23 protein-coding genes and 1 CRISPR repeat array are annotated in these 20,184 nt (G+C 70.4%); of the genes, 9 read left to right on the forward strand and 14 right to left on the reverse strand.

The features are described 5' to 3' along the window. The first annotated feature begins 12 nt into the window (after nt 1-12). Together ACFOYY_RS10430 and ACFOYY_RS10435 are read left to right on the forward strand one after the other, a co-directional pair. Nucleotides 13-297, forward strand: a complete 285-nt coding sequence (locus ACFOYY_RS10430) for a hypothetical protein (RefSeq protein ID WP_352013974.1) — start codon at nt 13-15, stop codon at nt 295-297. Nucleotides 298-398: 101 nt separating this feature from the next. Beyond that, nucleotides 399-1,178 carry a MerR family transcriptional regulator gene (locus ACFOYY_RS10435; protein WP_386189584.1) on the forward strand — a complete coding sequence of 260 codons (780 nt, stop codon included), beginning with the start codon at nt 399-401 and terminating at the stop codon, nt 1,176-1,178. On the opposite strand, the gene ACFOYY_RS10440 is transcribed toward ACFOYY_RS10435, so the two are convergent. Continuing rightward, nucleotides 1,156-2,031, reverse strand: a complete 876-nt coding sequence (locus ACFOYY_RS10440) for a helix-turn-helix transcriptional regulator (protein ID WP_386189585.1) — start codon at nt 2,029-2,031, stop codon at nt 1,156-1,158. The two genes, ACFOYY_RS10435 and ACFOYY_RS10440, sit on opposite strands and share 23 nt — an antisense overlap. Before the next feature lie 132 nt (nt 2,032-2,163). Between ACFOYY_RS10440 and ACFOYY_RS10445 the strand changes: the two genes are divergently transcribed. Both ACFOYY_RS10445 and ACFOYY_RS10450 read left to right on the forward strand, forming a co-directional pair. Further along, a complete protein-coding gene (locus tag ACFOYY_RS10445) occupies nt 2,164-3,204 on the forward strand; it encodes an aldo/keto reductase (protein WP_386189586.1) in 1,041 nt (346 codons plus the stop codon). Nucleotides 3,205-3,237: 33 nt separating this feature from the next. Next, nucleotides 3,238-3,537 (forward strand): putative quinol monooxygenase, encoded by a 300-nt coding sequence (locus ACFOYY_RS10450; protein WP_362911261.1) that lies wholly within the window; start codon nt 3,238-3,240, stop codon nt 3,535-3,537. Between the two features lie 75 nt (nt 3,538-3,612). Here ACFOYY_RS10450 and hutI read toward each other — a convergent pair whose 3' ends face one another. The 5 genes from hutI to ACFOYY_RS10475 all read right to left on the reverse strand — a co-directional run bounded on the left by hutI (nt 3,613) and on the right by ACFOYY_RS10475 (nt 10,234). Beyond that, complete coding sequence (gene hutI / locus ACFOYY_RS10455; protein ID WP_386189587.1) at nt 3,613-4,773, reverse strand: imidazolonepropionase; 1,161 nt, start codon at nt 4,771-4,773, stop codon at nt 3,613-3,615. A gap of 231 nt (nt 4,774-5,004) precedes the next feature. Next, a complete protein-coding gene (locus tag ACFOYY_RS10460) occupies nt 5,005-6,408 on the reverse strand; it encodes a formimidoylglutamate deiminase (RefSeq protein ID WP_386189588.1) in 1,404 nt (467 codons plus the stop codon). Continuing rightward, nucleotides 6,405-7,562 carry an allantoate amidohydrolase gene (locus ACFOYY_RS10465; RefSeq protein ID WP_386189652.1) on the reverse strand — a complete coding sequence of 386 codons (1,158 nt, stop codon included), beginning with the start codon at nt 7,560-7,562 and terminating at the stop codon, nt 6,405-6,407. Before ACFOYY_RS10465 ends, ACFOYY_RS10460 begins: the two co-directional genes overlap by 4 nt. 47 nt (nt 7,563-7,609) lie before the next feature. Beyond that, nucleotides 7,610-9,280: a urocanate hydratase gene (hutU, locus tag ACFOYY_RS10470; protein WP_352013982.1), complete on the reverse strand. Its 1,671-nt coding sequence runs from the start codon at nt 9,278-9,280 to the stop codon at nt 7,610-7,612. A gap of 90 nt (nt 9,281-9,370) precedes the next feature. Further along, nucleotides 9,371-10,234, reverse strand: a complete 864-nt coding sequence (locus ACFOYY_RS10475; RefSeq protein ID WP_352013983.1) for a MurR/RpiR family transcriptional regulator — start codon at nt 10,232-10,234, stop codon at nt 9,371-9,373. 402 nt (nt 10,235-10,636) lie between these two features. Here ACFOYY_RS10475 and ACFOYY_RS10480 point away from each other — a divergent pair, with 402 nt between their 5' ends. Further along, on the forward strand, nt 10,637-11,455 hold the full coding sequence (locus ACFOYY_RS10480; RefSeq protein WP_386189589.1) for an SAM-dependent methyltransferase: 819 nt from the start codon (nt 10,637-10,639) through the stop codon (nt 11,453-11,455). A 697-nt stretch (nt 11,456-12,152) separates the two neighbouring features. Further along, a CRISPR array of direct repeats spans nt 12,153-12,424; the repeat unit is 28 nt; unit sequence GTGCTCCCCGCGCACGCGGGGATGGTCC. A gap of 18 nt (nt 12,425-12,442) precedes the next feature. On the opposite strand, the gene ACFOYY_RS10485 is transcribed toward ACFOYY_RS10480, so the two are convergent. The 7 genes from ACFOYY_RS10485 to ACFOYY_RS10515 form a co-directional block, all read right to left on the reverse strand. Then, nucleotides 12,443-12,667: a BldC family transcriptional regulator gene (locus tag ACFOYY_RS10485; RefSeq protein WP_352015793.1), complete on the reverse strand. Its 225-nt coding sequence runs from the start codon at nt 12,665-12,667 to the stop codon at nt 12,443-12,445. 17 nt (nt 12,668-12,684) lie between these two features. After that, nucleotides 12,685-12,918, reverse strand: a complete 234-nt coding sequence (locus ACFOYY_RS10490) for a hypothetical protein (RefSeq protein ID WP_386189590.1) — start codon at nt 12,916-12,918, stop codon at nt 12,685-12,687. Nucleotides 12,919-13,242: 324 nt separating this feature from the next. Further along, entirely contained in the window at nt 13,243-13,581 is a 339-nt protein-coding gene (locus tag ACFOYY_RS10495; RefSeq protein WP_386189591.1) for a hypothetical protein, read from the reverse strand. 59 nt (nt 13,582-13,640) lie between these two features. Then, nucleotides 13,641-14,024: a hypothetical protein gene (locus tag ACFOYY_RS10500; protein ID WP_386189592.1), complete on the reverse strand. Its 384-nt coding sequence runs from the start codon at nt 14,022-14,024 to the stop codon at nt 13,641-13,643. After that, the gene (locus ACFOYY_RS10505) at nt 14,021-14,239 is read right to left on the reverse strand and encodes a hypothetical protein (RefSeq protein WP_352013991.1); all 219 of its coding nucleotides are present in this window, start codon (nt 14,237-14,239) and stop codon (nt 14,021-14,023) included. Before ACFOYY_RS10505 ends, ACFOYY_RS10500 begins: the two co-directional genes overlap by 4 nt. A gap of 50 nt (nt 14,240-14,289) precedes the next feature. Beyond that, nucleotides 14,290-14,580, reverse strand: coding sequence for a hypothetical protein (locus tag ACFOYY_RS10510; protein ID WP_386189593.1), 291 nt, complete (start codon nt 14,578-14,580; stop codon nt 14,290-14,292). A 53-nt stretch (nt 14,581-14,633) separates the two neighbouring features. Beyond that, a complete protein-coding gene (locus tag ACFOYY_RS10515) occupies nt 14,634-15,842 on the reverse strand; it encodes a transcriptional regulator (protein WP_386189594.1) in 1,209 nt (402 codons plus the stop codon). 169 nt (nt 15,843-16,011) lie between these two features. On the opposite strand from ACFOYY_RS10515, the gene ACFOYY_RS10520 reads away from it, so the two are divergent. The 3 genes from ACFOYY_RS10520 to ACFOYY_RS10530 are packed head-to-tail and all read left to right on the forward strand — an operon-like array spanning nt 16,012 to nt 17,842. Beyond that, nucleotides 16,012-16,170 carry a DUF5919 domain-containing protein gene (locus ACFOYY_RS10520; RefSeq protein WP_352013994.1) on the forward strand — a complete coding sequence of 53 codons (159 nt, stop codon included), beginning with the start codon at nt 16,012-16,014 and terminating at the stop codon, nt 16,168-16,170. Further along, on the forward strand, nt 16,167-17,021 hold the full coding sequence (locus ACFOYY_RS10525; RefSeq protein WP_386189595.1) for an inositol monophosphatase family protein: 855 nt from the start codon (nt 16,167-16,169) through the stop codon (nt 17,019-17,021). The genes ACFOYY_RS10520 and ACFOYY_RS10525 overlap by 4 nt, the downstream gene beginning before the upstream one ends. Beyond that, the gene (locus ACFOYY_RS10530) at nt 17,018-17,842 is read left to right on the forward strand and encodes a class I SAM-dependent methyltransferase (protein ID WP_386189596.1); all 825 of its coding nucleotides are present in this window, start codon (nt 17,018-17,020) and stop codon (nt 17,840-17,842) included. The genes ACFOYY_RS10525 and ACFOYY_RS10530 overlap by 4 nt, the downstream gene beginning before the upstream one ends. A 468-nt stretch (nt 17,843-18,310) precedes the next feature. Here the strand turns inward: ACFOYY_RS10530 and ACFOYY_RS10535 are convergent, their stop codons facing one another. Continuing rightward, nucleotides 18,311-19,198, reverse strand: coding sequence for a helix-turn-helix domain-containing protein (locus ACFOYY_RS10535; RefSeq protein WP_386189653.1), 888 nt, complete (start codon nt 19,196-19,198; stop codon nt 18,311-18,313). 146 nt (nt 19,199-19,344) lie between these two features. On the opposite strand from ACFOYY_RS10535, the gene ACFOYY_RS10540 reads away from it, so the two are divergent. Next, nucleotides 19,345-20,184 carry an SAM-dependent methyltransferase gene (locus ACFOYY_RS10540; protein ID WP_386189597.1) on the forward strand — a complete coding sequence of 280 codons (840 nt, stop codon included), beginning with the start codon at nt 19,345-19,347 and terminating at the stop codon, nt 20,182-20,184.

Genomic DNA, 20,184 nt, shown 5'->3' on the forward strand with positions numbered 1-20,184 from the left:
AAGGGACTCAACATGATCCGTCGTCTTCTCGCAGGTCTGGCGCTCGCAGGAGCGGTCGTCGCGACGCCGCTGGCCGCCGGGGTGCCCGCCAGCGCAGCAGCCGACCCGGCTCCCGCCGAGATCGTCACCGCCCCGACCACCGCCGACGACCCCACACCCGAGACCGGCGAGATCACCATTCGCTGGATCTCTCCGGCTCGGTGCCAGTTGGGCGGCGGCGTGCCCGTGCGCGTGATCGGGCGCTGGGGCTTCTGCCGGGGTGGCGTCTTCAACGGCTTCCCCGTCCGCTTCTTCTAAGAGAACCGGGGTGTCGGCCTTCCGGTCGGCACCCCTCGAAGTCTCGCTTCCTCCAGAAGAGACTTGAACCCCCCGTAACGGGGGGTTCTACCTTTTCAAGGGTGACCGGGAAGGACATCACCGGACGCCGGTGGAGCATCGGAGAACTGGCGCGGGCCAGCGGGACGACCGTGCGCGCGCTGTACCACTACGACGAGATCGGCCTGCTGTCGGCGAGCGAACGCACCGCCTCAGGACACCGCCGCTACACCGAGGACGACCTGCGGCGGCTGTACCGGGTTCGGGCCCTGCGCTCGCTCGGCCTGTCGCTCGACGAGATCGCGGTCGTGCTCGCGGACCCGGCGGACGACCTGGCGACGATGCGCGGGCTGCTGTCCGCGCAGCTCCGCGGCCTTGACGAGCAGGCCGAGCGGATCGACCGGCTCAAGCTGCGGCTGCGCGACCTGCTGGGGCAGCTCGACGGCGGCACGATGCCCGACCCGGGGCGGTTCATGACGACCCTGGAGATGATCTCTGTGTTCGAAACCCACTTCACCCCGGAACAGCGCGAACAGCTCGCCGAGCGCAGGGCCGTACTCGGCGCCGCCGCCGTCGAGGAGACCAGGACCCGCTGGGCCGGTCTGGTCGAGGAACTCCTCGGCCACGTGCGGGCCGACACCCCCGTGGACGACCCCCGGGTCCGGGAACTCGTCACCCGCTGGGACGAACTGGGCGCCGCCTTCCACCCCGGTGGCGGGACGACCGGCGACACCCAGGAGGCGGCCCGGCGGATGTGGCGGGACAACGGCGCCGAACTCAGCCGGAACCTCCCCTGGCCCGCCGACCTGATGGCCGCCCTCGTCCCCTACCTGGAGCGCGTCAGGAACGCGGCTGAGGGCTGACGAGGCTCTCCTTCGCCCAGAGGGCCAGCAGCCGCAGCGCGGTCTCCGAGCCTGACCCCTCCTCGACCGTGTGGGCGATCAGCGCCTGGTCGGGGTCGTCGGGCAGCCGGAGCGTCTCGTATCCGAGCTCCAGCTCACCGACCACCGGGTGCCGGTAGACGTACCGGCCGTGGGTCTTGTCGCGGACGCCGTGCTCACTCCAGAGTTCCCTGAACTCGGGGCTGGCGGCCGACAACTCGTCCACCATCACCGCCGTCTCCGGATCGTCGGGATAACGCGCGATGTCGAGCCTGAGGAAGGCGGTCACGTCCGCGGCCTTGCCGTACCAGTCGGCGTAGAGGCCGCGCGTCCCCTCGTCCAGGAACACCAGCCGGGCCAGGTTCCGCCGCCGCGGCGGCAGCGCGCCGAAGTCGGTGATCAACGCCGCCGCGAGCGGGTTCCAGGCCAGGACGTCGGTGTTGCGTCCGACGACGTACGCCGGGACCCCGGACGCCAGGTCGAGCAGCCTGCGCAGTCCTGGCCTGACCCGCTGCGGCTCGGGGACGTTCTCCCGCCGGTCGGCCTCCGACCAGGGGCGGGCGAGCCGGTACAGGTGGTCGCGTTCGGCCGCGTCCAGCCGCAGCGCGCGGGCGACCGCGTCCAGGACCGCCTCGGAGAAGTGCAGGGTACGGCCCTGCTCAAGCCGTACGTAGTGGTCCACGCTCACCCCGGCGAGCATGGCCAGCTCCTCCCGGCGCAGCCCCGGGACACGTCTGTTGCCGCCGTAGGCGGGCAGCCCGAGCTCCTCGGGCCGCAGCCTGGCGCGACGGGATCTTAGGAATTCGCCCAGTTCCACACGTCTGTCCAGTGCCATGAATCCAGTATCCCCAACCCCGGAAACGCGAGCCTGGTCACGCCGTGCCCAGGCACGGGCCGCCACTGGGTAAGCCGTGGAAAGAGCAGGAAAGTGGTGGACATCAACCCGGTAACTCCGAAAGGCACCGACATGACCACCGTTCCCCTTGGCAGCACCGGCATGAACGTCAGCCGTCTCGGCTTCGGCTCCTGGGCCGTCTCCGGCCCCGGCTGGCACTTCGGCTGGGGCGCCACCGACGACGCCGAGTCGATCGCCGCCATCCGGCGCGCGGTCACCTCCGGCGTCAACTGGATCGACACCGCCGCCGTTTACGGCCTCGGCCACTCCGAGGAGCTGGTCGGCAGGGCCGTTGCGGGCCTGCCCGAGGCCGACCGGCCCTACCTGTTCACCAAGGTCGGCCTGGTCTGGGACCCGGACAACCCGCTGGCCGCGCCGCGCCGGATCATGAAGCCCGCCAGTGTGCGCCGCGAGGTCGAGGACTCACTCAGGCGGCTCGGAGTCGAGCACATCGACCTGTACCAGGTGCACTGGCCGGACACCGGCGAGTCGCTGGAGTTCGCCGGTGACGGTAGCGGCGCCGTCTCGCCGAACGCCACACCGCTTCAGGAGTACTGGCAGGTCATGGCCGACCTCAAGGCCGAGGGCAAGGTCCGGGCGATCGGCCTGTCCAACCACTCCCCCGAACAGCTCCAGGCGGCCGAGGAGATCGCCCACGTCGACGTCGTCCAGCCGCCGTTCTCGGCGATCAACCGTTCGGCGGCGGCGGAGGTCGCCTGGGCCAACGCCCACGGCACCGGCGTGATCGTCTACTCCCCGCTCCAGTCGGGGCTGCTCACCGGCACCTTCTCCGCCGGACGCGTCGCCTCCCTGCCCGCCGACGACTGGCGTCGCGCCAGCCGCGACTTCACCACGGGCCTGCCCGCCAACCTCCGGCTCGCCGACGCCCTGCGTCCCGTCGCCGCGCGGCACGGCGTGACGGTCGCCGAGGTGGCCATCGCCTGGACGCTGGCCTGGCCGGGCATCACCGGCGCCATCGTCGGAGCCCGTACGGCCGCGCAGGTCGACGGGTGGATCGCGGCGGACGCGGTGCGCCTCACCCCGGCCGACCTTGAGGAGATCGCCGTCGCGATCACCGCCTCGGGCGCGGGCGTCGGCCCGGCCCGGCCGTGACGCCCTTTCCGAGAACCAAGGAGGAGTGCTGACATGTCCCTGACCGTCATCGCCGAACTCCTGGCCAGGCCCGGCCAGGAGGACCGGCTCCGTACCGCCCTCGAAGCGATGATCGAACCGTCCCTGGACGAGCCCGGCTGCCTGGCCTACCGGCCGTACGTCGACCCCAACGAGCCCGCCCGGATGGTCGTCGTCGAGGAGTGGACCGGCCCCGAGGCCCTGACCGAGCACTTCGCCACCCCGCACTTCCAGCACGTGCGGCAGGTCCTCGACCTGATCCTCGCCGCCCCGATGACCGTCGGCACCTTCACCCCCACGAAGTTCGACGGGTGACCGAGAACCGTGCGCGAATGCAGGATAGTTTCGCGCACGGTGCGGGATAGTTTCCCGCATTCGCTCATCCGAGGGTCAGACGGCGCGTTCGCCCCGGTGCCAGACCGCCGAGACGAGGGGGACGCCGGGGCGGTAGGCCAGGTGGACGTGGGAGGGGGCGTCGAGCAGGACGAGGTCCGCGCGGGCGCCGGGGCCGAGGTGGCCCACGTCCGTACGGCGCAGCGCCCGCGCCCCGCCCATCGTCGCCGCCCACACGGCCTCGTCCGGGGTCATCCCCATCTCCCGCACCGCGACGGCCACGCAGAACGGCATGCTCGTGGTGAAACTCGACCCCGGGTTGCAGTCGGTGGACAGCGCGACCGTCGCCCCCGCCTCCAGCAGGCGCCGGGCGTCCGGGTAGGCGGCCCTGGTGGAGAACTCGGCGCCGGGCAGCAGCGTGGCGACCGTGTTCCCCGAGGCCAGGGCGTCGACGTCGGCGTCGTCGAGGTGGGTGCAGTGGTCGGCGGAAGCGGCGCTGAGTTCGACGGCGAGCCGTACGCCGGGGCCGTGACCGAGCTGGTTGGCGTGGACCCGGGGGGTGAGCCCGCGCTTGGCGCCCGCTTCGAGGATCGCCCGCGCCTGGTCGCCGTCGAAGGCGCCGCGCTCGCAGAAGACGTCGACCCAGCGGGCGTACGGCGCGCACCGGTCGAGCATCGGCCCGGTGACGAGGTCCACGTAGGCGTCGGCGTCGGTGTCGGCCGGGACCACGTGGGCGCCGAGATAGGTCACCTCGTCGGTGTGCTCACCCGCGATCCGCAGCGAACGGGCCTCGTCCTCGACGGTGAGCCCGTAGCCGGACTTGCACTCGATGACCGTGGTCCCCTGGCGCAGCGCCTCGGCGACCAGCCTGGCGACGTTGGCCGACAGTTCGGCGTCGCTCGCCGCCCTGGTCGCCGCGACCGTCGTGCGGATCCCCCCGGCCGTGTACGGCGTGCCCGACATGCGGGCGTCGAACTCGGCCGTGCGGTCCCCGGCGAAGACCAGGTGGGCGTGGGAGTCGACGAAGCCGGGGATCGCGGCCCTGCCCCCGGCGTCGTGGACCTCGTCGGCCGCCGGAGCCGAGGAGGCGGGACCCACCCACGCGACCGTGGGCCCGTCGAGGACGACGGCGGCGTCCTCGACCACGCCGAGCGGCCCCTGCCCCAGCGACGGATCGTTGGTGACGAGACGGGACAGACCGGTGACGAGCAGGCTCACGGTACCTCCGGACGTGCGGAAAGACAGGCGGAACAGGGACTCACCACGGCACGGCGTGAATGGGTACAGGGACCGGTCCCGGCGCTCACCACGGCATGGTGTGGGACGGGCCAGGGACCGGCCCCTGCGTTCATGATGCCGCCGTCGTGCCGGGTGACACGGCTCCGACGCGGCGAGGAGACCACGGCGCACCTCGGCTCATGTCTCCGGTGCGACGGGGAGACCATGACGTCACGACGCCCAGAGGCGGCCGACGGCCCGGCGCAGGGCGGCGGGGACGTCGGGGACGAGCCGGTGGGCGCCGTGCCGTACGACCAGCCTGCCGCCGACCACGACGTCCCGCACGTCGGCGGCCGTCGCGGCGAAGACGGCGGTCTCCGGGCGGGGCCGTGGAGTGACGGTGCGGACCGAGTCGAGGGAGACCGTCACCAGGTCGGCGACGGCGCCGACCTCGATGCGGCCCGCCTCCGGCCAGCCGAGTGAGGCGTGTCCGTCGCCGGTGGCGGCGCGCAGCAGTTCGTCGGCGCTCCAGTGCCCCCTGCGGCGGGTGCGCAGCCGTTCGTCCAGCTCCATGCCGCGCGCCTCCTCGAACAGGTCGATGACGGCGTGGCTGTCGCTGCCCAGGGTGAGCCGCGACCCGGCGAGCTGGAGGTCCTTGGCCGGTCCGATGCCGTCGGCGAGGTCCCGTTCGGTCGTCGGGCACATGCAGACGGTCGTGGCGCTGCCGCCGAGCAGGGCGACGTCGTCGCCGGTCAGGTGGGTGGCGTGTACGGCCGTCGCCCGGGGACCGAGCACGCCGTGGTCGGCCAGCAGCCTGGTCGGCGTGACGCCGTACGCCTCGACGCAGCCCTCGTTCTCGGCGGGCTGCTCGGACAGGTGCGCGTGGATCGGCGCCAGCCTGCCCTCGGCCCAGGCCGCGACGACGGCGAGCTGGTCGGCGGGGACGGCCCGCACGGAGTGCACGGCGGCGCCCGCGACGGCGTGCGGGTGCTTGTCCAGCGCGACGGCCAGCGCCTCGGCGCGTTCCGCCCAGGCGTGGGCCGTACCGTCGCTGAAGCGGGCCTGCGTCGCGTCGGGCGGCGCCCCGAACCCGGACGACAGGTAACAGGTGTCGAGCAGCGTGATCCGGATGCCCGCCCGTGCCGCCGCCTCGACCAGCGCCTCCCCCATGACGTTCGGGTCGGCGTACGGCGTGCCGCCCGGCGCGTGGTGCAGGTAGTGGAACTCCCCGACGCAGGTGATCCCGGCCAGGGCCATCTCGGCGTAGACGGCCGTGGCGAGGTCGAGGTAGGTGTCGGGGTCGAGGGCCGCGGCGGCGCGGTACATCGTCTCCCGCCAGGTCCAGAAGGTGCCGCCGCCGACCTGGGTCTCGCCGCGCAGCGCCCGGTGGAAGGCGTGCGAGTGGGCGTTGGCCAGTCCGGGCAGCACCAGCCCGTCGAGGACCACGGCGTCGCCGGGCTCGCCGCCCGGCCGCAACGCCGTGATCCGGCCGTCGGTCACCTCGATGAGCAGCCCGGACTCAAGGGGGTCGGAACCCCCGGACCCGGATACCCCAGCCCCAGGGGTTCCGGGACCGGGGGCTCCTGCCTGTGCCCCTCCCGTCCAGGCGTGTCGTGCCCAGAACCTGCCGTTCACAGCAGGTCCTGAAGAACGTCGGTCAGGGCGCTCACCCCGGCCAGGCAGTCGGTCTCCTCGGCGTGCTCGTGCGGGGAGTGCGAGACCCCGGTCGGGTTGCGCACGAAGAGCATCGCGGTCGGTACGGCGGAGGCGAGGATGCCCGCGTCGTGCCCGGCGCCGGTCGGCAGCACCGGGACGCCGCCGAGCACCCGGGCCAGCCGGTCCCGCAGCGGGACGTCGAAGTCGACGACCGGCGTGTAGGACTCCCGGGTGACCTCGGCTCCCTCGGCGGCCTCGGCGATGGCCTTGACCAGCGCGTCCAGCGTCGCCGAGTCGGCCGCCCGCGAGTCGAGCCAGGCCGTCACCAGGGAGGCGATGGCGTTGGTCCCGTTGGGCTCGACGCGAATCTTGCCGAAGGTCGCCAGCGCCCCGGCCTCCCGCGCCAGCTCCCTGGCCGAAAGCACGGCCGCCGCGTAGGCGAGCATGGGGTCGTGACGGTCGACGAGCCGGGTGGTCCCGGCGTGGTTGGCCTCGCCGGGGAAGTCGAACCGCCAGCGGCCGTGCGGCCAGATGGCGGAGGCGACGCCGACGGCGTGCGGGGTGTCCGCGAGGTACCTGCCCTGTTCGACGTGGAGTTCGACGAACGCCCCGATCCGCGACAGCCGCTCGTCGTCGCGGCCGATCGCCTCCGGGTCCCGGCCCGCGCGTTCCATCGCGTCGGCCAGCCGTACGCCGTCGCCGTCACGCAGGTCCCTGGCGTGGCCCGGCTCCAGGACACCGGCCATCAGCCGTGACCCGACGCAGGCGACGCCGAACCTGGCGCCCTCCTCGTCGCCGAAGTTCACGACGGCCAACGGCCTTGACGGGGTGACGCCCCGCTCGCGCAGCGCGTCGAGGGCGGCGAAGGAGGACACGACGCCGAGCGGGCCGTCGTAGGCGCCGCCGTCCGGCACCGAGTCCAGGTGCGAGCCGACGACGACGGCGTCCCCGGCGGCCGGGTCGCCCAGCCAGGCCCACTGGTTGCCGTTGCGGTCGATCTCGTAGCCCAGGCCCCTGGCCTCGGCCTGCTCGGCGAACCAGGCGCGGCACTCGGCGTCGGCGGAGGTCCAGGCGTGGCGCCGGTAACCGCCGCTGCCCGCGTGCCGGCCGACGGGCAGCAGCTCCCGCCACATCCGGCGGAAGCCCTCCCCCGCCGCGCCCGCCTTCTCGTACGCGTCGCTCACGCGTCGCCCTCGCGCATCGGGACGCGCACGTCGCGCTCCTCGGCGACCTCGTTGGCCCGGTCGTATCCGGCGTCCACGTGCCTGATGACGCCCATGCCGGGGTCGTTGGTCAGCACCCGGCGGATCTTCTCCCCGGCCAGGGCCGTACCGTCGGCGACCGTGACCTGGCCCGCGTGGATGGAACGGCCGATGCCGACACCGCCGCCGTGGTGGATGGAGACCCACGACGCGCCGGAGGCGACGTTCACCATGGCGTTGAGCAGCGGCCAGTCCGCGATGGCGTCCGACCCGTCGAGCATCGCCTCGGTCTCCCGGTACGGCGAGGCCACCGAGCCGCAGTCGAGGTGGTCACGGCCGATCGCGACGGGGGCGGACAGCTCGCCGGAGGCGACCATGTCGTTGAAGCGCTCACCGGCCCGGTCGCGCTCGCCGTACCCGAGCCAGCAGATGCGCGCGGGCAGGCCCTGGAAGTGGACGCGCTCCCCGGCCATCTTGATCCAGCGAGCCAGGGACTCGTTCTCGGGGAACAGGTCGAGGATGGCCCGGTCGGTCCTGGCGATGTCGGCGGGGTCGCCGGACAGCGCGGCCCAGCGGAAGGGGCCCTTGCCCTCGCAGAACAGCGGCCTGATGTAGGCGGGCACGAAGCCGGGGAAGTCGAAGGCGCGCGCGTAGCCCGCCAGCTTGGCCTCACCGCGGATCGAGTTGCCGTAGTCGAAGACCTCGGCCCCGGCGTCCTGGAAGCCGACCATCGCCTCGACGTGCCTGGCCATGGACTCGCGGGCCCGCTGGGTGAAGCCCTCCGGGTCCTTGGCGGCCTCGTCGGCCATGTCCTCGAAGGCGACGCCGATCGGCAGGTAGGCCAGCGGGTCGTGCGCGGAGGTCTGGTCGGTGACGACGTCGATCTCGGCGCCCCTGGCGAGCAGCTCCGGTACGGCCTGCGCGGCGTTGGCCTCGACACCGATGGACAGCGGCCTGCGGGCGTCGCGCGCCTCGTAGGCCAGGCGCAGGGCCTCGTCGAGGTTGTCGGCCTTGACGTCGAGGTAGCGGTGCTCGATGCGCCGGTCGATGCTGCGCGGGTCGCAGTCGATGCAGATGACGACGCCGCCGTTCATGGTGACGGCCAGCGGCTGGGCGCCGCCCATGCCGCCGAGCCCGGCGGTGAGGGTGATCGTCCCGGCGAGGGAGCCGCCGAACCGCTTGGCGGCGACGGCGCTGAAGGTCTCGTAGGTGCCCTGGAGGATGCCCTGGGTGCCGATGTAGATCCACGACCCGGCGGTCATCTGCCCGTACATGGTCAGGCCGAGCTGTTCGAGGCGCCGGAACTCGGGCCAGGTCGCCCAGTCGCCGACCAGGTTGGAGTTGGCGATCAGGACACGCGGCGCCCACTCGTGGGTCGTCATGACCCCGACGGGACGGCCGGACTGCACGAGGAGGGTCTCGTCGCCCTTCAGCGTGCTCAGGGTGCGGGTGATGGCGTCGTAGGAGCGCCAGTCACGCGCCGCCTTGCCGGTGCCGCCGTACACGACGAGCTTGTCGGGATGCTCGGCGACCTCGGGGTCGAGGTTGTTCATGAGCATCCGTAGCGCGGCCTCCTGCTGCCAGCCGCGCGTGTTCAGCTCCGTCCCACGCGGAGCCCTGATCGGACCTCGGCCGTTCTGCTCAGCCACGCTTCCGCCCTCCAGCACGTCGGCCGTCAGCCGACATGTTCAAATAGATGTATTCACTTGTATCCCGCTTGAATAGTTTCAGTCAACAGGCTAGTCCGTGAAGATCTCCCTGGCCGCGGCCGACACCTCGAACGCCTCAAGCCGTCCCTCGGCCCCGGGGATCTCATCGCACATCGCCTCAAGAAGGACTCTGCCCAGCATCATGGGGCCGCAGGCCGTGTCGAAGACCAGACTCGTGCCGACCTCGGCGGCCAGCACCACATCCGACAGCGCCGCGGCGGGCGCGAAGGCGCTGTCGGCGACCGTCACCACGCTCAGCCCGGCGTCCCTGGCGACGGTGAGCGCCTCGGTCAGCTCCGCCGGATAGCGGGGCAGCGCGAAGCACAACAGCGCGGTCGCCCCCGCCGCCGCGGCCCGCTCGATCCGGTCGGCCAGCATGGACCCGCCCTCGTCGAGCAACCGCACGTCCGGGTGGACCTTGGCCGCGAAGTAGGAGAACCCCGCGGCCTGCGCGGCGGCGGCCCGCAGCCCGAGGACCGGCAGCGGCCGGGAGACCGACAGCAGCCGCGCGGCGGCGACGACCGGCTTGGGATCGGCCAGCGTCCCGGCCAGCCGCCGCAGGTGGGCGATCTCCGCCAGTACGGCCCGCTGCAACTCGTTCGGCGCCTCCTCCTCGGCGCCCTCCCCGGCCTCGTCCTGGACGACCGTCTCCGGGGAGCCCAGCTCACGCAGCTGTCTGCGCAGCGCGGGGTAGCCGTCGAACCCGAGGGCCATCGCGAAGCGGGTCACCGACGGCTGACTGACCCCGGCCAGCTCGGCCACCTCCACGCTGGACAGGAAGGCCGCCTCCCCGGCGTGCTGCACCAGGCAGTGCGCGATCCTGCGCTGCGCGGGGGTCAGCCGGTGTCCCTCGAACAGCCGCAGCATGCGGGGTCCGGCGTCGTCGTGACTCATACTTCTCCTCGGTCGGGGGCGTCGGTCGGGGCCCAGCGCGGCCGTGACTCAGAGCCCGGGTCTGGAGTGGGGCCGGGCTTCAGACTTGGGCATGGAATATATTCATTCATCATGCCTCCTGCATGGCTACATGCAGAACGGTGGAGGCTCCCTAAAGGGCTATTCGGTCACCGCCCGGTCGGCCGTCCGCCGGAGACCAGTGACAGCCGTCACCGTCGTTTGCCCGCCTTCCGTGCCAGGCCCGGGCCCTCAACGCATGATCATGCGCGGAAGTGGACATGACCCGCGCGAAAAGTGCCATGAACCGCCAGGCTGGGGCTACCGGTTGCCGGAATATGACCCCGGGGCATAAGAAAAGCGGATAACCTCCGCAGAAAATGGATCTGCTGGACGGAGAACACGGTGGCATCGTCGAAGCCGGAGAGGCCCAGGCTCGACACCACGACCCCGAACATGGGGCGGGTCGCTGACTACTTCCTGGGTGGCAAGGACAACTTCGCCGCCGACCGGGAAGCGGCCAAAGCGGCGATGGCCATCACCCCCGAACTGCCCGTGCTCTGGCGTGAGGGACGGCGCTTCCTCGGCCGGGCCGTACGCTTCCTCGCCCAGGAGGCCGGGATCCGGCAGTTCATCGACGTCGGCTGCGGCCTGCCGACCCAGGGCAACGTGCACGAGATCGCCCACGCGGTGGCGCCGGACGCCCGGGTCGTCTACGTCGACAACGACCCCATGGTCGTGGTCCACGGCCAGGCCCTGCTGCAGGACGACCGGCTGACCGTGGTCGTCGAGGCCGACCTCCGCGATCCCGAGGCGCTGCTCGCCGACCCCGGCCTCACCAAGATGATCAACCCCGAGGAGCCGGTCGCGATCCTGCTGTTCGGCGTGCTCCAGGACATCCAGGACGACTCCCAGGTCGACCAGATCATCGACTACCTCCGCAAGACCATCTCGCCGGGCAGCTACCTGGCCATCTCCCACCCGGTCGGCGACCTGCGCCCCGAGGCAACCGCCAAGCTCGCCGCCTTCTACCAGAACGAGGGCGCCGTCAGCGGCCCCCACAGGAAGGGCCTGCGCAGCAAGGCCGAGATCGAACGCTACTTCGACGGCCTCGCCCTGGTGGACCCCGGAGTCGTCTACATCCCCGAATGGCGCCCCGAGGACGACCTGATCCACCGCCCCGACTCAATCTGGGTAGTCGGCGGCATCGGCCACAAGGAATAGGCGACCCCCTCAACAGGGCCTCCCTGCGCGTCCGACCACATCACACAACCGACCTGACCACCCCCGCGTGCGCGGGGAGCACGGCGACCAGCGCAGCAAGGTCACCTCACCCTCCGGACCATCCCCGCGTGCGCGGGGAGCACTGCTTGGCCGATGTGATGCCCGTGCCGGTGACGGGACCATCCCCGCGTGCGCGGGGAGCACGCGTTACGAGCGCGGAACTGCACGCCGCTCATGGGGCCATCCCCGCGTGCGCGGGGAGCACCGGTCGCCTGGACCATGTGGACGCGCTCCATGGGGGCCATCCCCGCGTGCGCGGGGAGCACAGACCCCCGGCTTTGGCCGGGGGTCCTGGGGAGGGGCCATCCCCGCGTGCGCGGGGAGCACCCTCGCCGACCTGCGGGTTTATCAGCGGCAAGGGCCGAAAATCATCACTTCCATCGACTTGGACATACCGGACACACCATGAAGTTCACCGAGACAGCGCCGACCACAGGCTAACGTGCGACACAACGCAAAACTCCCCGATCCACAAGTACGCCCCGAGGCGGAAAACCCACCGCTCACCAGAAAGCCATGCCGCCGCCCTTGCCCCCAGAGCCCTCCGCATCAACCAAACAACATGCCCGAAATGTCCGTCTCAACGAAAGTAATGATTTTCAGCCCTCGCTGCCGACAAACCCGCAGGTCGCCGAGGGTGCTCCCCGCGCACGCGGGGATGGTCCTCAACCGGATCTTGTCGATCCAGTCGCCCTTGAGTGCTCCCCGCGCACGCGGGGATGGTCCCGCCTGGAAAAAGGCCGGGATCACCCCGGACCAGTGCTCCCCGCGCACGCGGGGATGGTCCCTGCGACCACTGCCACGCGGTCGCGGGGTAGCGGTGCTCCCCGCGCACGCGGGGATGGTCCCGCCGTGTGCGGCAGAAGTGAACTTCCAGTGCCGTGCTCCCCGCGCACGCGGGGATGATCCGTCACCATCCGATGGTGATCAAGACGTGGTGTTGAGGAGGGCGTTGATGTCGGTTTCGCGGTAGCGGCGTTGGTTGCTGGGGGTTCTCACCGAGGGGATGCGGCCGGTGAGGGCCCAGCGGTTGACGGTTTTGGGGTCGACGCCGAAGATGCGGGCCACCTCTCCTGGGGTGAGGAGGCGTTCGGTGGTGCCGGTTCCGGTGGTGAAGGTGCCGTCGGGGGCTACGGCCTTGAGTGGGGACATGGGGGCTCCGTAAGGGGTCAGGGGCGGGTGCGGTGGAGGATTTCGTCGTGGTGGGCCAGGGCTTCGGCGAGGCGGTGGAGGGTGGTTCTGCCGAGGATGTCGCGGGCTCCGGCCGCGCGTTGGTCGGAGCGGAGCGGTTTGTAGCGGATGGCCCACCATCGGGGAAGGCCGGGTAGGTGGAGGTGTTCGTAGCGCCAGGCGGGGTGGGCGCTGATGAGCAGGTCGATCAACCGGCGTTCGTACTCGGTCATGGTCGTCCCTGATTCCGGGAGTTGTTCCGAGAGCCTCCCGGGGTTGTTCCAGAGGTGTTCCGGGAGCCGAGGAAGAGTCGAAGAAGTGAGGGCGGGTGCCCGGCCCCGAGCCGGGGAGCACGACGGCCGGGCACCCTGGAGGAGGACCGGCCCCACGAGTGAGACCGGTGCGCCAGACGACTCCCCTTCCCCAACACGCTCAGAACGTGCGTGGGAGCCGCCTTGCGAAGATGTGCGGCCCAGGTCCCTCCTACCTGGACCGCACGTTCATGGGGTACGGCGAGCAGCGGGTGGGATGAATTTCCACCGCCCGCCGTACCGGCTTCACGAGCGCAGTAACCTGCGCAATCCGGTGGGACGATCCAGCGCGGCGCCCTGACCGGTCCGTACGGTTCGAGCGGCCTGGACCAGACCGGATGCCCTCGCCAACTGCCTGACCCGAGCGGCCTGCAGAGCGCGGGCGACGGCGACGGCCTGGATGCTCGGCGGCACCGCCGGGACCGTCTGGGCGCTCAGCTTGCGGTCAAGCTCCTCGGCAGTCTCGGCCCGCACCAACAGCACGTCCCGGGGGTACGGCCTGCCGGGCAGGACGCTTCGGTAGGCGCTCCACAGGCCGGACCGCGAGCTGTGGAAGACGAGCCAGTCCGGGTGAGCCGTCTGCACGGAGTTACAGGCTCGATTTGAAAACTCAGAAACTTGACGAGGAACCCAGGCCGGGAGCATCATGCCGCCCTCCCACCCGGCGAACGCCGTCCCCCAGCGAACGCCGACTCCTCACCGAGCGCCCCACCCCTCCTACGGGAAGCCCCGCCACGAACCGGCGCCGGGGAAGACTTCGACGTGGAAGCCGCGAGCCGCATCGCCCGAATCATCTCCGCCTCCCGCATCCGCTCCTCCAACCCGTCGCCTGTGACGTCCTCGACGATCACCGGCCGCGGCCCGTCCCAGACAGCCATCGCGTAGAAGCAGCGGCGCCCCAGGCTGTAGAGAACCGTCCAGTCGGCCCACACCTGGTTGATCCGCTCGGCCTCGGCCCGCGCCGGGCCATCCCACACCCGCCGATACACCGGCGCGTACGGCAGGCCATCCCGATGCCGCCCGGTCACGAAACCACCCCCGCAACAGCGTCGCGAGCCTTCTCCTCCTGCGCGGCCACGGCTTCCTGGACCTGCTCGAAGGTGTCGGCGTCCACGGTCGGCTCGGCCCCAGCGCGCAATGCCGTACGCGGGAACGCCCGATTGCGGATCGCCCAGAACCGGCCAGCGTCGCTGATGATCAACCGCCACCCCGGGATCGACTGAACGGGTCTGGCGTTCTCCATGGGTCTCACTCCTTTGTGATCAGTCATGAGCGCCGGGTGGTCGGCGTGCATCAGGAAGCGACCTCTCGAAGCACGAACATGATGCGGTCGGCTGCCTCAGCGGGATTGACGACCGGTCCGATGAGCCCGCCCCATGCCCACTGGAAGGTGCCGTCCTGGCACACGACCTCGTCGTGCATCTCCGCCTCGGCGGGGTTGTTCACGCGCAGAACCGGCTGCTTCGCGGTGCCGAGGATGTCGGCGGCCCACGAGTGGCCGATGAGTTCGGCGCGCAGTCGCTCAAGCTGGAAGGCGGCGTCAGTGACCGCGTCGATCCCCATGGACACGGAACGTAGTCGCATGGGAACAGTCGGAGTTCACAGGTGTGAACTCCGACGGGATTGGCCGGATGCGGTCAGTGAGGGAGGCCCATACGAGCGGCCATGCCCCGCACTTCCCGCCCCTGAGAAGCCGACAGCGGACGCCCGAGCAGATGAAGCACCGTCTCCTGCACGACAGGGTTGTTACGAATGATCTGCGGGGCGATGTGCTCAGCCTTCTTCAGCTCGGTGACCGCACCGGGAAGCTCACCTTTCAGATGAGCGAACGCCCGCCCACGGTCGGCGTGGAAGACCGCACGCCGCTCCATGTTCGGCATCGGCCCGAGCACCACCCCGGACGAGACCGCGACGGCCTGACCGTAGTCACCGCGCTCCATGGCGATGGCGATGTCCCACAGCGCCACATTGGTCGGACCGAACGTGCCGAACGCGTTCTGACGCTCGCCCAGCCGTACCGCCACGCTCCGCGCCTCGGCCAAATGATCCGCGGCCAGGCCGGACCTGCTGATGGCCGCGGCCGACAGCGCCGCCGTCAGGTGCAGCATGCCGTACAGCTCGCCCGCGTCCCTCGACCCGATGTGCGGCTCAAGGCGGTCGGCAGCGGTCGAGGCGATCCGCAACGGTCGGCCCCAGTCGCCCTTCGGCATCGCCCTCGCCCGCAGATACGCGGCATAGGCGGTCGTCAGGGGCTCATCCAGCAGCGTCGCCGCCTCATTCGCCCGAGCCGCCGCGAGATAGGCCAGGTCCTGATGACCGAGCGACTTCAGAGTCGTCACCCCGGTCTCGTGGCACGCCTCGATCAGCAGCCGCAGTGCGCGGCGGCGGTTCGCCTCACCGCCTGTGGCCGCGTGCCAGTGCAGCTCGTCGATGACGGGAGCCACGAGTTGCGCACGGCTCACGTAGTCCGCGGAATCCCGCATATCGGCTATCTCACGAAAAAGGACGGTGTGCAGGACGTCGAGAGGACGCGCCTGATCCGTGGCCGGGTCGTTGAGGGTGTTACCGGTCAGGGCTGCGCGCACGATGGGCACCACCCTGTGCGGGCCGGACTGCTCGGGGTCCCTGCCAAGATGTGGAGCGCCCACGAGTTCGGTCTCCGAGACCCGAAGGGCCGAAGCCAGTGCGGCGATATGGGACCGGCGATCGAGAATCCGCTGCCCACGCTCGGCCATCGACAGGAAACTCTTGCTCAGCCCGGCTTGTCCGGCGAGCTGTTCCAGGCTCATCCTCCGCCAACGGCGCAGCGCCCTCAGCCGGGCTCCGATGGTGGCTTGATCGTGCATACGCCCAGCACCTCCGGGAGTGTCAACACCTCCCTCAGGCTACGACGCACCCCCCTCACCACGGGGCGACAACGCCTTCCCAACCAGGGGAACCGTGACACGAACTCTCAGGAGAGGTCACGCCCTGGGTAACCCGTTCAAAGGGGCGACTGGCTTCAACATCCTCATCGTGGACGGTGCCACCTGCGTGGTCCAGCCGTACCTCCCACAGGCGCGCGGTGTCGACTCCCCTACGATTGTGATCAACGACAACACCGCCGCCGACGGGTTGTTCCCCGTCTTCGATCGGGTGTTCACCTCGCTGTGGGAGCGGAGCCTGCCGGTATGACCCTTGACGTCCGTACGGTTCTGCCCATCGCCGAGCAGGCCGTGACCATCGCCGCCGACATCGTCAGAACCCGCCTTCCCGGAGCCGTCACCGCCAAAGGCGACCGCGACATGGCCACCGAGGTCGACTACGCCGTGGAACATGCCGTGCGTGACTTCCTCACCCGGGAAACCCCGGAGATCGCCTTCCTCGGGGAGGAAGAGGGCGGTCCAGCCAAGGAAGAGGGGCAGGTGTGGGCCCTCGATCCGGTGGACGGCACCGCCAACCTCCTGCACGGCATCCCCCTGTGCGGCGTCTCCCTCGGCCTGATCGACAACGACACCTCCATCCTCGGAGTGATCGACCTGCCCTTCCTCGGCTCCCGCTACAGCGCCGCCCACCACCGCGGCGCCCACCTCAACGGCCACCCCATCCACTGCGGCCGAACCGACGACCTGACCGAGGCGATCGTGGGCATCGGCGACTACGCCGTAGGACAGGCCGCCGCAGAAAAGAACCGGCTACGGCTGGCCGTCACCGGGGAGCTGGCCGCCCGGGTGCAGCGGGTCCGGATGTTCGGCTCGGCCGCCGTCGATCTGGCCTGGGTGGCCGAGGGACGGATCGACGCGGCGATCATGTTGAGCAACAAGCCATGGGACACCGCCGCAGGCGTGCTCATCGCCCGCGAGGCCGGGGCTGTGGTCGTCGATCTGGACGGCACTCCGCACACCGTCAACGCCCAGGCCACCATCGCCACCACCCCGGCGATCCTCACTGATCTACTTGATCTCATTGCCAAAGCGGACAAGAGCACCTTCGGGGAAGATCATTCTCGTCCCGCACTCACGAATCCTCCGGAGTTGCCCCAGTGACGAGCAACACCACACGACAGGACGCCGCCGTCGCCGACAAGGCCATCCTCGCCGGACACGCCTACGCCGACGAGCGCCACCTCGCCGCCCGCCAGTCGATCTACCGCTGGCAACACCCCCGCTACGACCTGCCCGGCATCGTCACCGAAGAACTGGCCGCCGTCACCGGCGCCGTCGCGGACATCGGCTGCGGCAACGGCAAATTCCTCACCCACCTGCGCGCCCGCCGGCCAGACCTGAACATCGTCGGCCTGGACCTGTCAGCGGGCATCCTCACCCACCTTCCCCCGCCCGTCCTCGTGGCCGACGCCCAGACCCTGCCCTTCGCCGACCACAGCATCGATGCCGTCCTGGCGATGCACATGCTCTACCACGTCACCGACGTCCCCTCCACGATCACCGAGATCGCCCGCGTCCTACGCCCCGGCGGCCTGCTCATCGCCTCCACCAACAGCGACACCGACAAACACGAACTCGACCGGCTCTGGAGCACCGCCGCAGGCCACATCCTCGGCCTCCCCGAAGGACCCGCCCGCGTCTCCCTCAGCTCCCGCTTCTCTCTGGAAAAAGCCCCCGCCTACCTCGCCGAAGCCTTCACCGACATCCACACCCGCCACCTGCCCGGCACCATCACCCTCACCGACCCCGCACCGATCACCGCCCACTTGGCCTCCTACGAAGCCTGGGCACACCTCAGCGGCGTCCCCTTCCACCCCACCATCCGCCACGCCACCGACCTGGCAGCAGCCGTCATCGAAACCGAAGGCGCCTTCACCATCACCTGCCACGGCGGCATTCTCACCTGCCGCACCCGGACATGACCCGCCTTACACCGTGACCCAGCGAGCGGCCCGGACATCTCTCGCGGCTCCTGAAACCAGCCATGGGAAGGGGGGCGTTATAGGACCTGGCCAGACTTCAAAAGACGATCAACGCTCTGGCCTGCACCTCTGCGCTACCGCCGGACTGTTGCAGAACCAGCGCATTCCGCCCCCACCGCGCCCGGCCTGACCTGAGGCTTTACCCTCGGGTTGCTCATCACCTTGAAGGGTTCGCAACACCATGAGTCCGCCACTGTTGATCATCTCGTCGCTCATCGCCCTGAAGGGTTCACAACCGGATTGAATGAAGTCTGGCCGCTAAAGATCCTCGGTTGGGACGATGCCGTTGACCAGGTGGTCCCGCACGTCAAACGCCACCGCGACCCATGCCCGCAGCCGACAACATCCCTCCTCACGAACAGGCCCAGCGACGACGGCCTTTCGGAAAGCACCCCGGGGAAGGGCCCCTCACAGTTCCTTGAGGATTCGCTCCAGGATCATCGGGGTCGCGTTCGGTTGTTCGGCTTCTATGTCGAGGCTGTTCATGACGTGCCAGTACTTCTCGGTCTCCGAAGGTTTGTCCAGGTAGAGGGCACCGGCGAGTTGTTCGAGGTAGACCACGTCGGGCAGTTCCCCCTCGGGGAAGCGCAGGATCGTGATGGGGCCCGCCGCGCAGGCGTGTCCCCCCATGTGGAACGGCATGATCTGCAGGGTGACGTGGGGCAGTGCGGACAGGCGGATGAGGTGCTCGATCTGGGCGCGCATCGTCACGGAGCCGCCGATGAGACGGCGTAGCGCGGCCTCGTCGATCACCATCCACAGCTTCGGGGGGTTCCTCCGGAGCAGCAGCTCCTGGCGCCGCAGCCGCAGGGCCACCCGTCGTTCGGCCTCCAGGGGGCTGACGTCGCGACGGCCGAGCTGGACGACGGCCCGCGCGTAGCCCTCGGTCTGCAACAGGCCGGGGACGAACTGGACCTCGTAGCTGCGGATGACGCTCGCGGCCTGTTCGAGGCCGAGAAAGGCCTCGAACCAGTCGGGCACCACGTCGTGGTAATCCTGCCACCACCCCGGCACGTTCGCCTGCTCGGCCAGCGAGAGCAGCGTCGCGCGCTCGGCCTCGTCCGCCACGCCGTACAGGGTGAGGAGGTCGGCCACGTCACGCCGTTTGAAGCTGGTACGGCCGAGCTCCAGCCTGCTGATCTTGGAGTGCGAGGCCCGGATGTGCTCCCCGGCCTCCTCGCGGGTGACGCCCCTGGCCTCGCGCAGCCGGCGCAGCTGCGCGCCGACCAGCATCCGCGCCACCGTTGGTCCCGTCCGCCGGTAGTCAGGCGTGAGGTTCTCCTCCGACGAGGTCATGCTCGTCCGAACAGTACGCACGCTCGCTCCCTATTCAGGATGTACGGCCGGGTCCAAGCTTTACATGCCGGACAGGTCCGGCACAGGGGGATGAATCCATGGAACCAAGTGTTCATTATCATCCTAATGATCATGACGGAGGCGTCATGACGCGGGAGCAGGGAGAGCTTGTGGACGACAGGACGGGTTTCTCCGAGGCCACCAGGCTGAACCCCGGGGTCGCGCACAACGCCAGGGTCTGGAACTACTGGCTTGGCGGTAAGGACCACTACCCGGCGGACCGTGAGGTCGGCGAACGGGTCTTCGGCATGTTCCCGAACATCGTGCACGTCGCCCGCGCCGACCGCGCCTTCCTCGGCCGCGTGGTCAGCCACCTCGCCGGACAGGCGGGCGTCAGGCAGTTCCTCGACGTCGGGACCGGCCTGCCGACCGTGGACAACACCCACGAGGTCGCCCAGCGCCTCGCCCCCGAGTCGCGGATCGTCTACGTCGACAACGACCCCCTCGTGCTGGTGCACGCCCGCGCCCTGCTGACGAGCACGCCCGAGGGCGCGACCGACTACATCGACGCCGACGCCCGCGACACCGCGAAGATCCTGCGCGAGGCCGCCAGGACACTGGACCTCGACCGGCCCGTCGCGGTCATGCTGCTGGGCATCCTGAACTTCATCCTCGACACCGACGAGGCGCTGGCCATCGTGCGCGGGCTGATGGCGGCGGTGCCCTCGGGCAGCTACCTGGTGCTCACCCACCCGACCCTGGAACTGGGCGGGGAGGCGAACGTCGAGGCGATGCGGTTCTGGAACGAGCACGCCACGCCCCCGATCACCGCCCGCAGCGGCGAGGAGATCGCCCGCTTCTTCGACGGCCTCGACATCCTCGACCCCGGCCTGGTCTCGTGCTCCCTGTGGCGCCCCGACCTCCCCGAGATCGGTGGGCTCCCCACCCGGATCTCCCAGTACGGTGCCCTCGCCAGAAAGCCCTGA

It is taken from the genome of Streptosporangium jomthongense, assembly GCF_042650425.1.
Taxonomy (GTDB): Bacteria; Actinomycetota; Actinomycetes; order Streptosporangiales; family Streptosporangiaceae; genus Streptosporangium.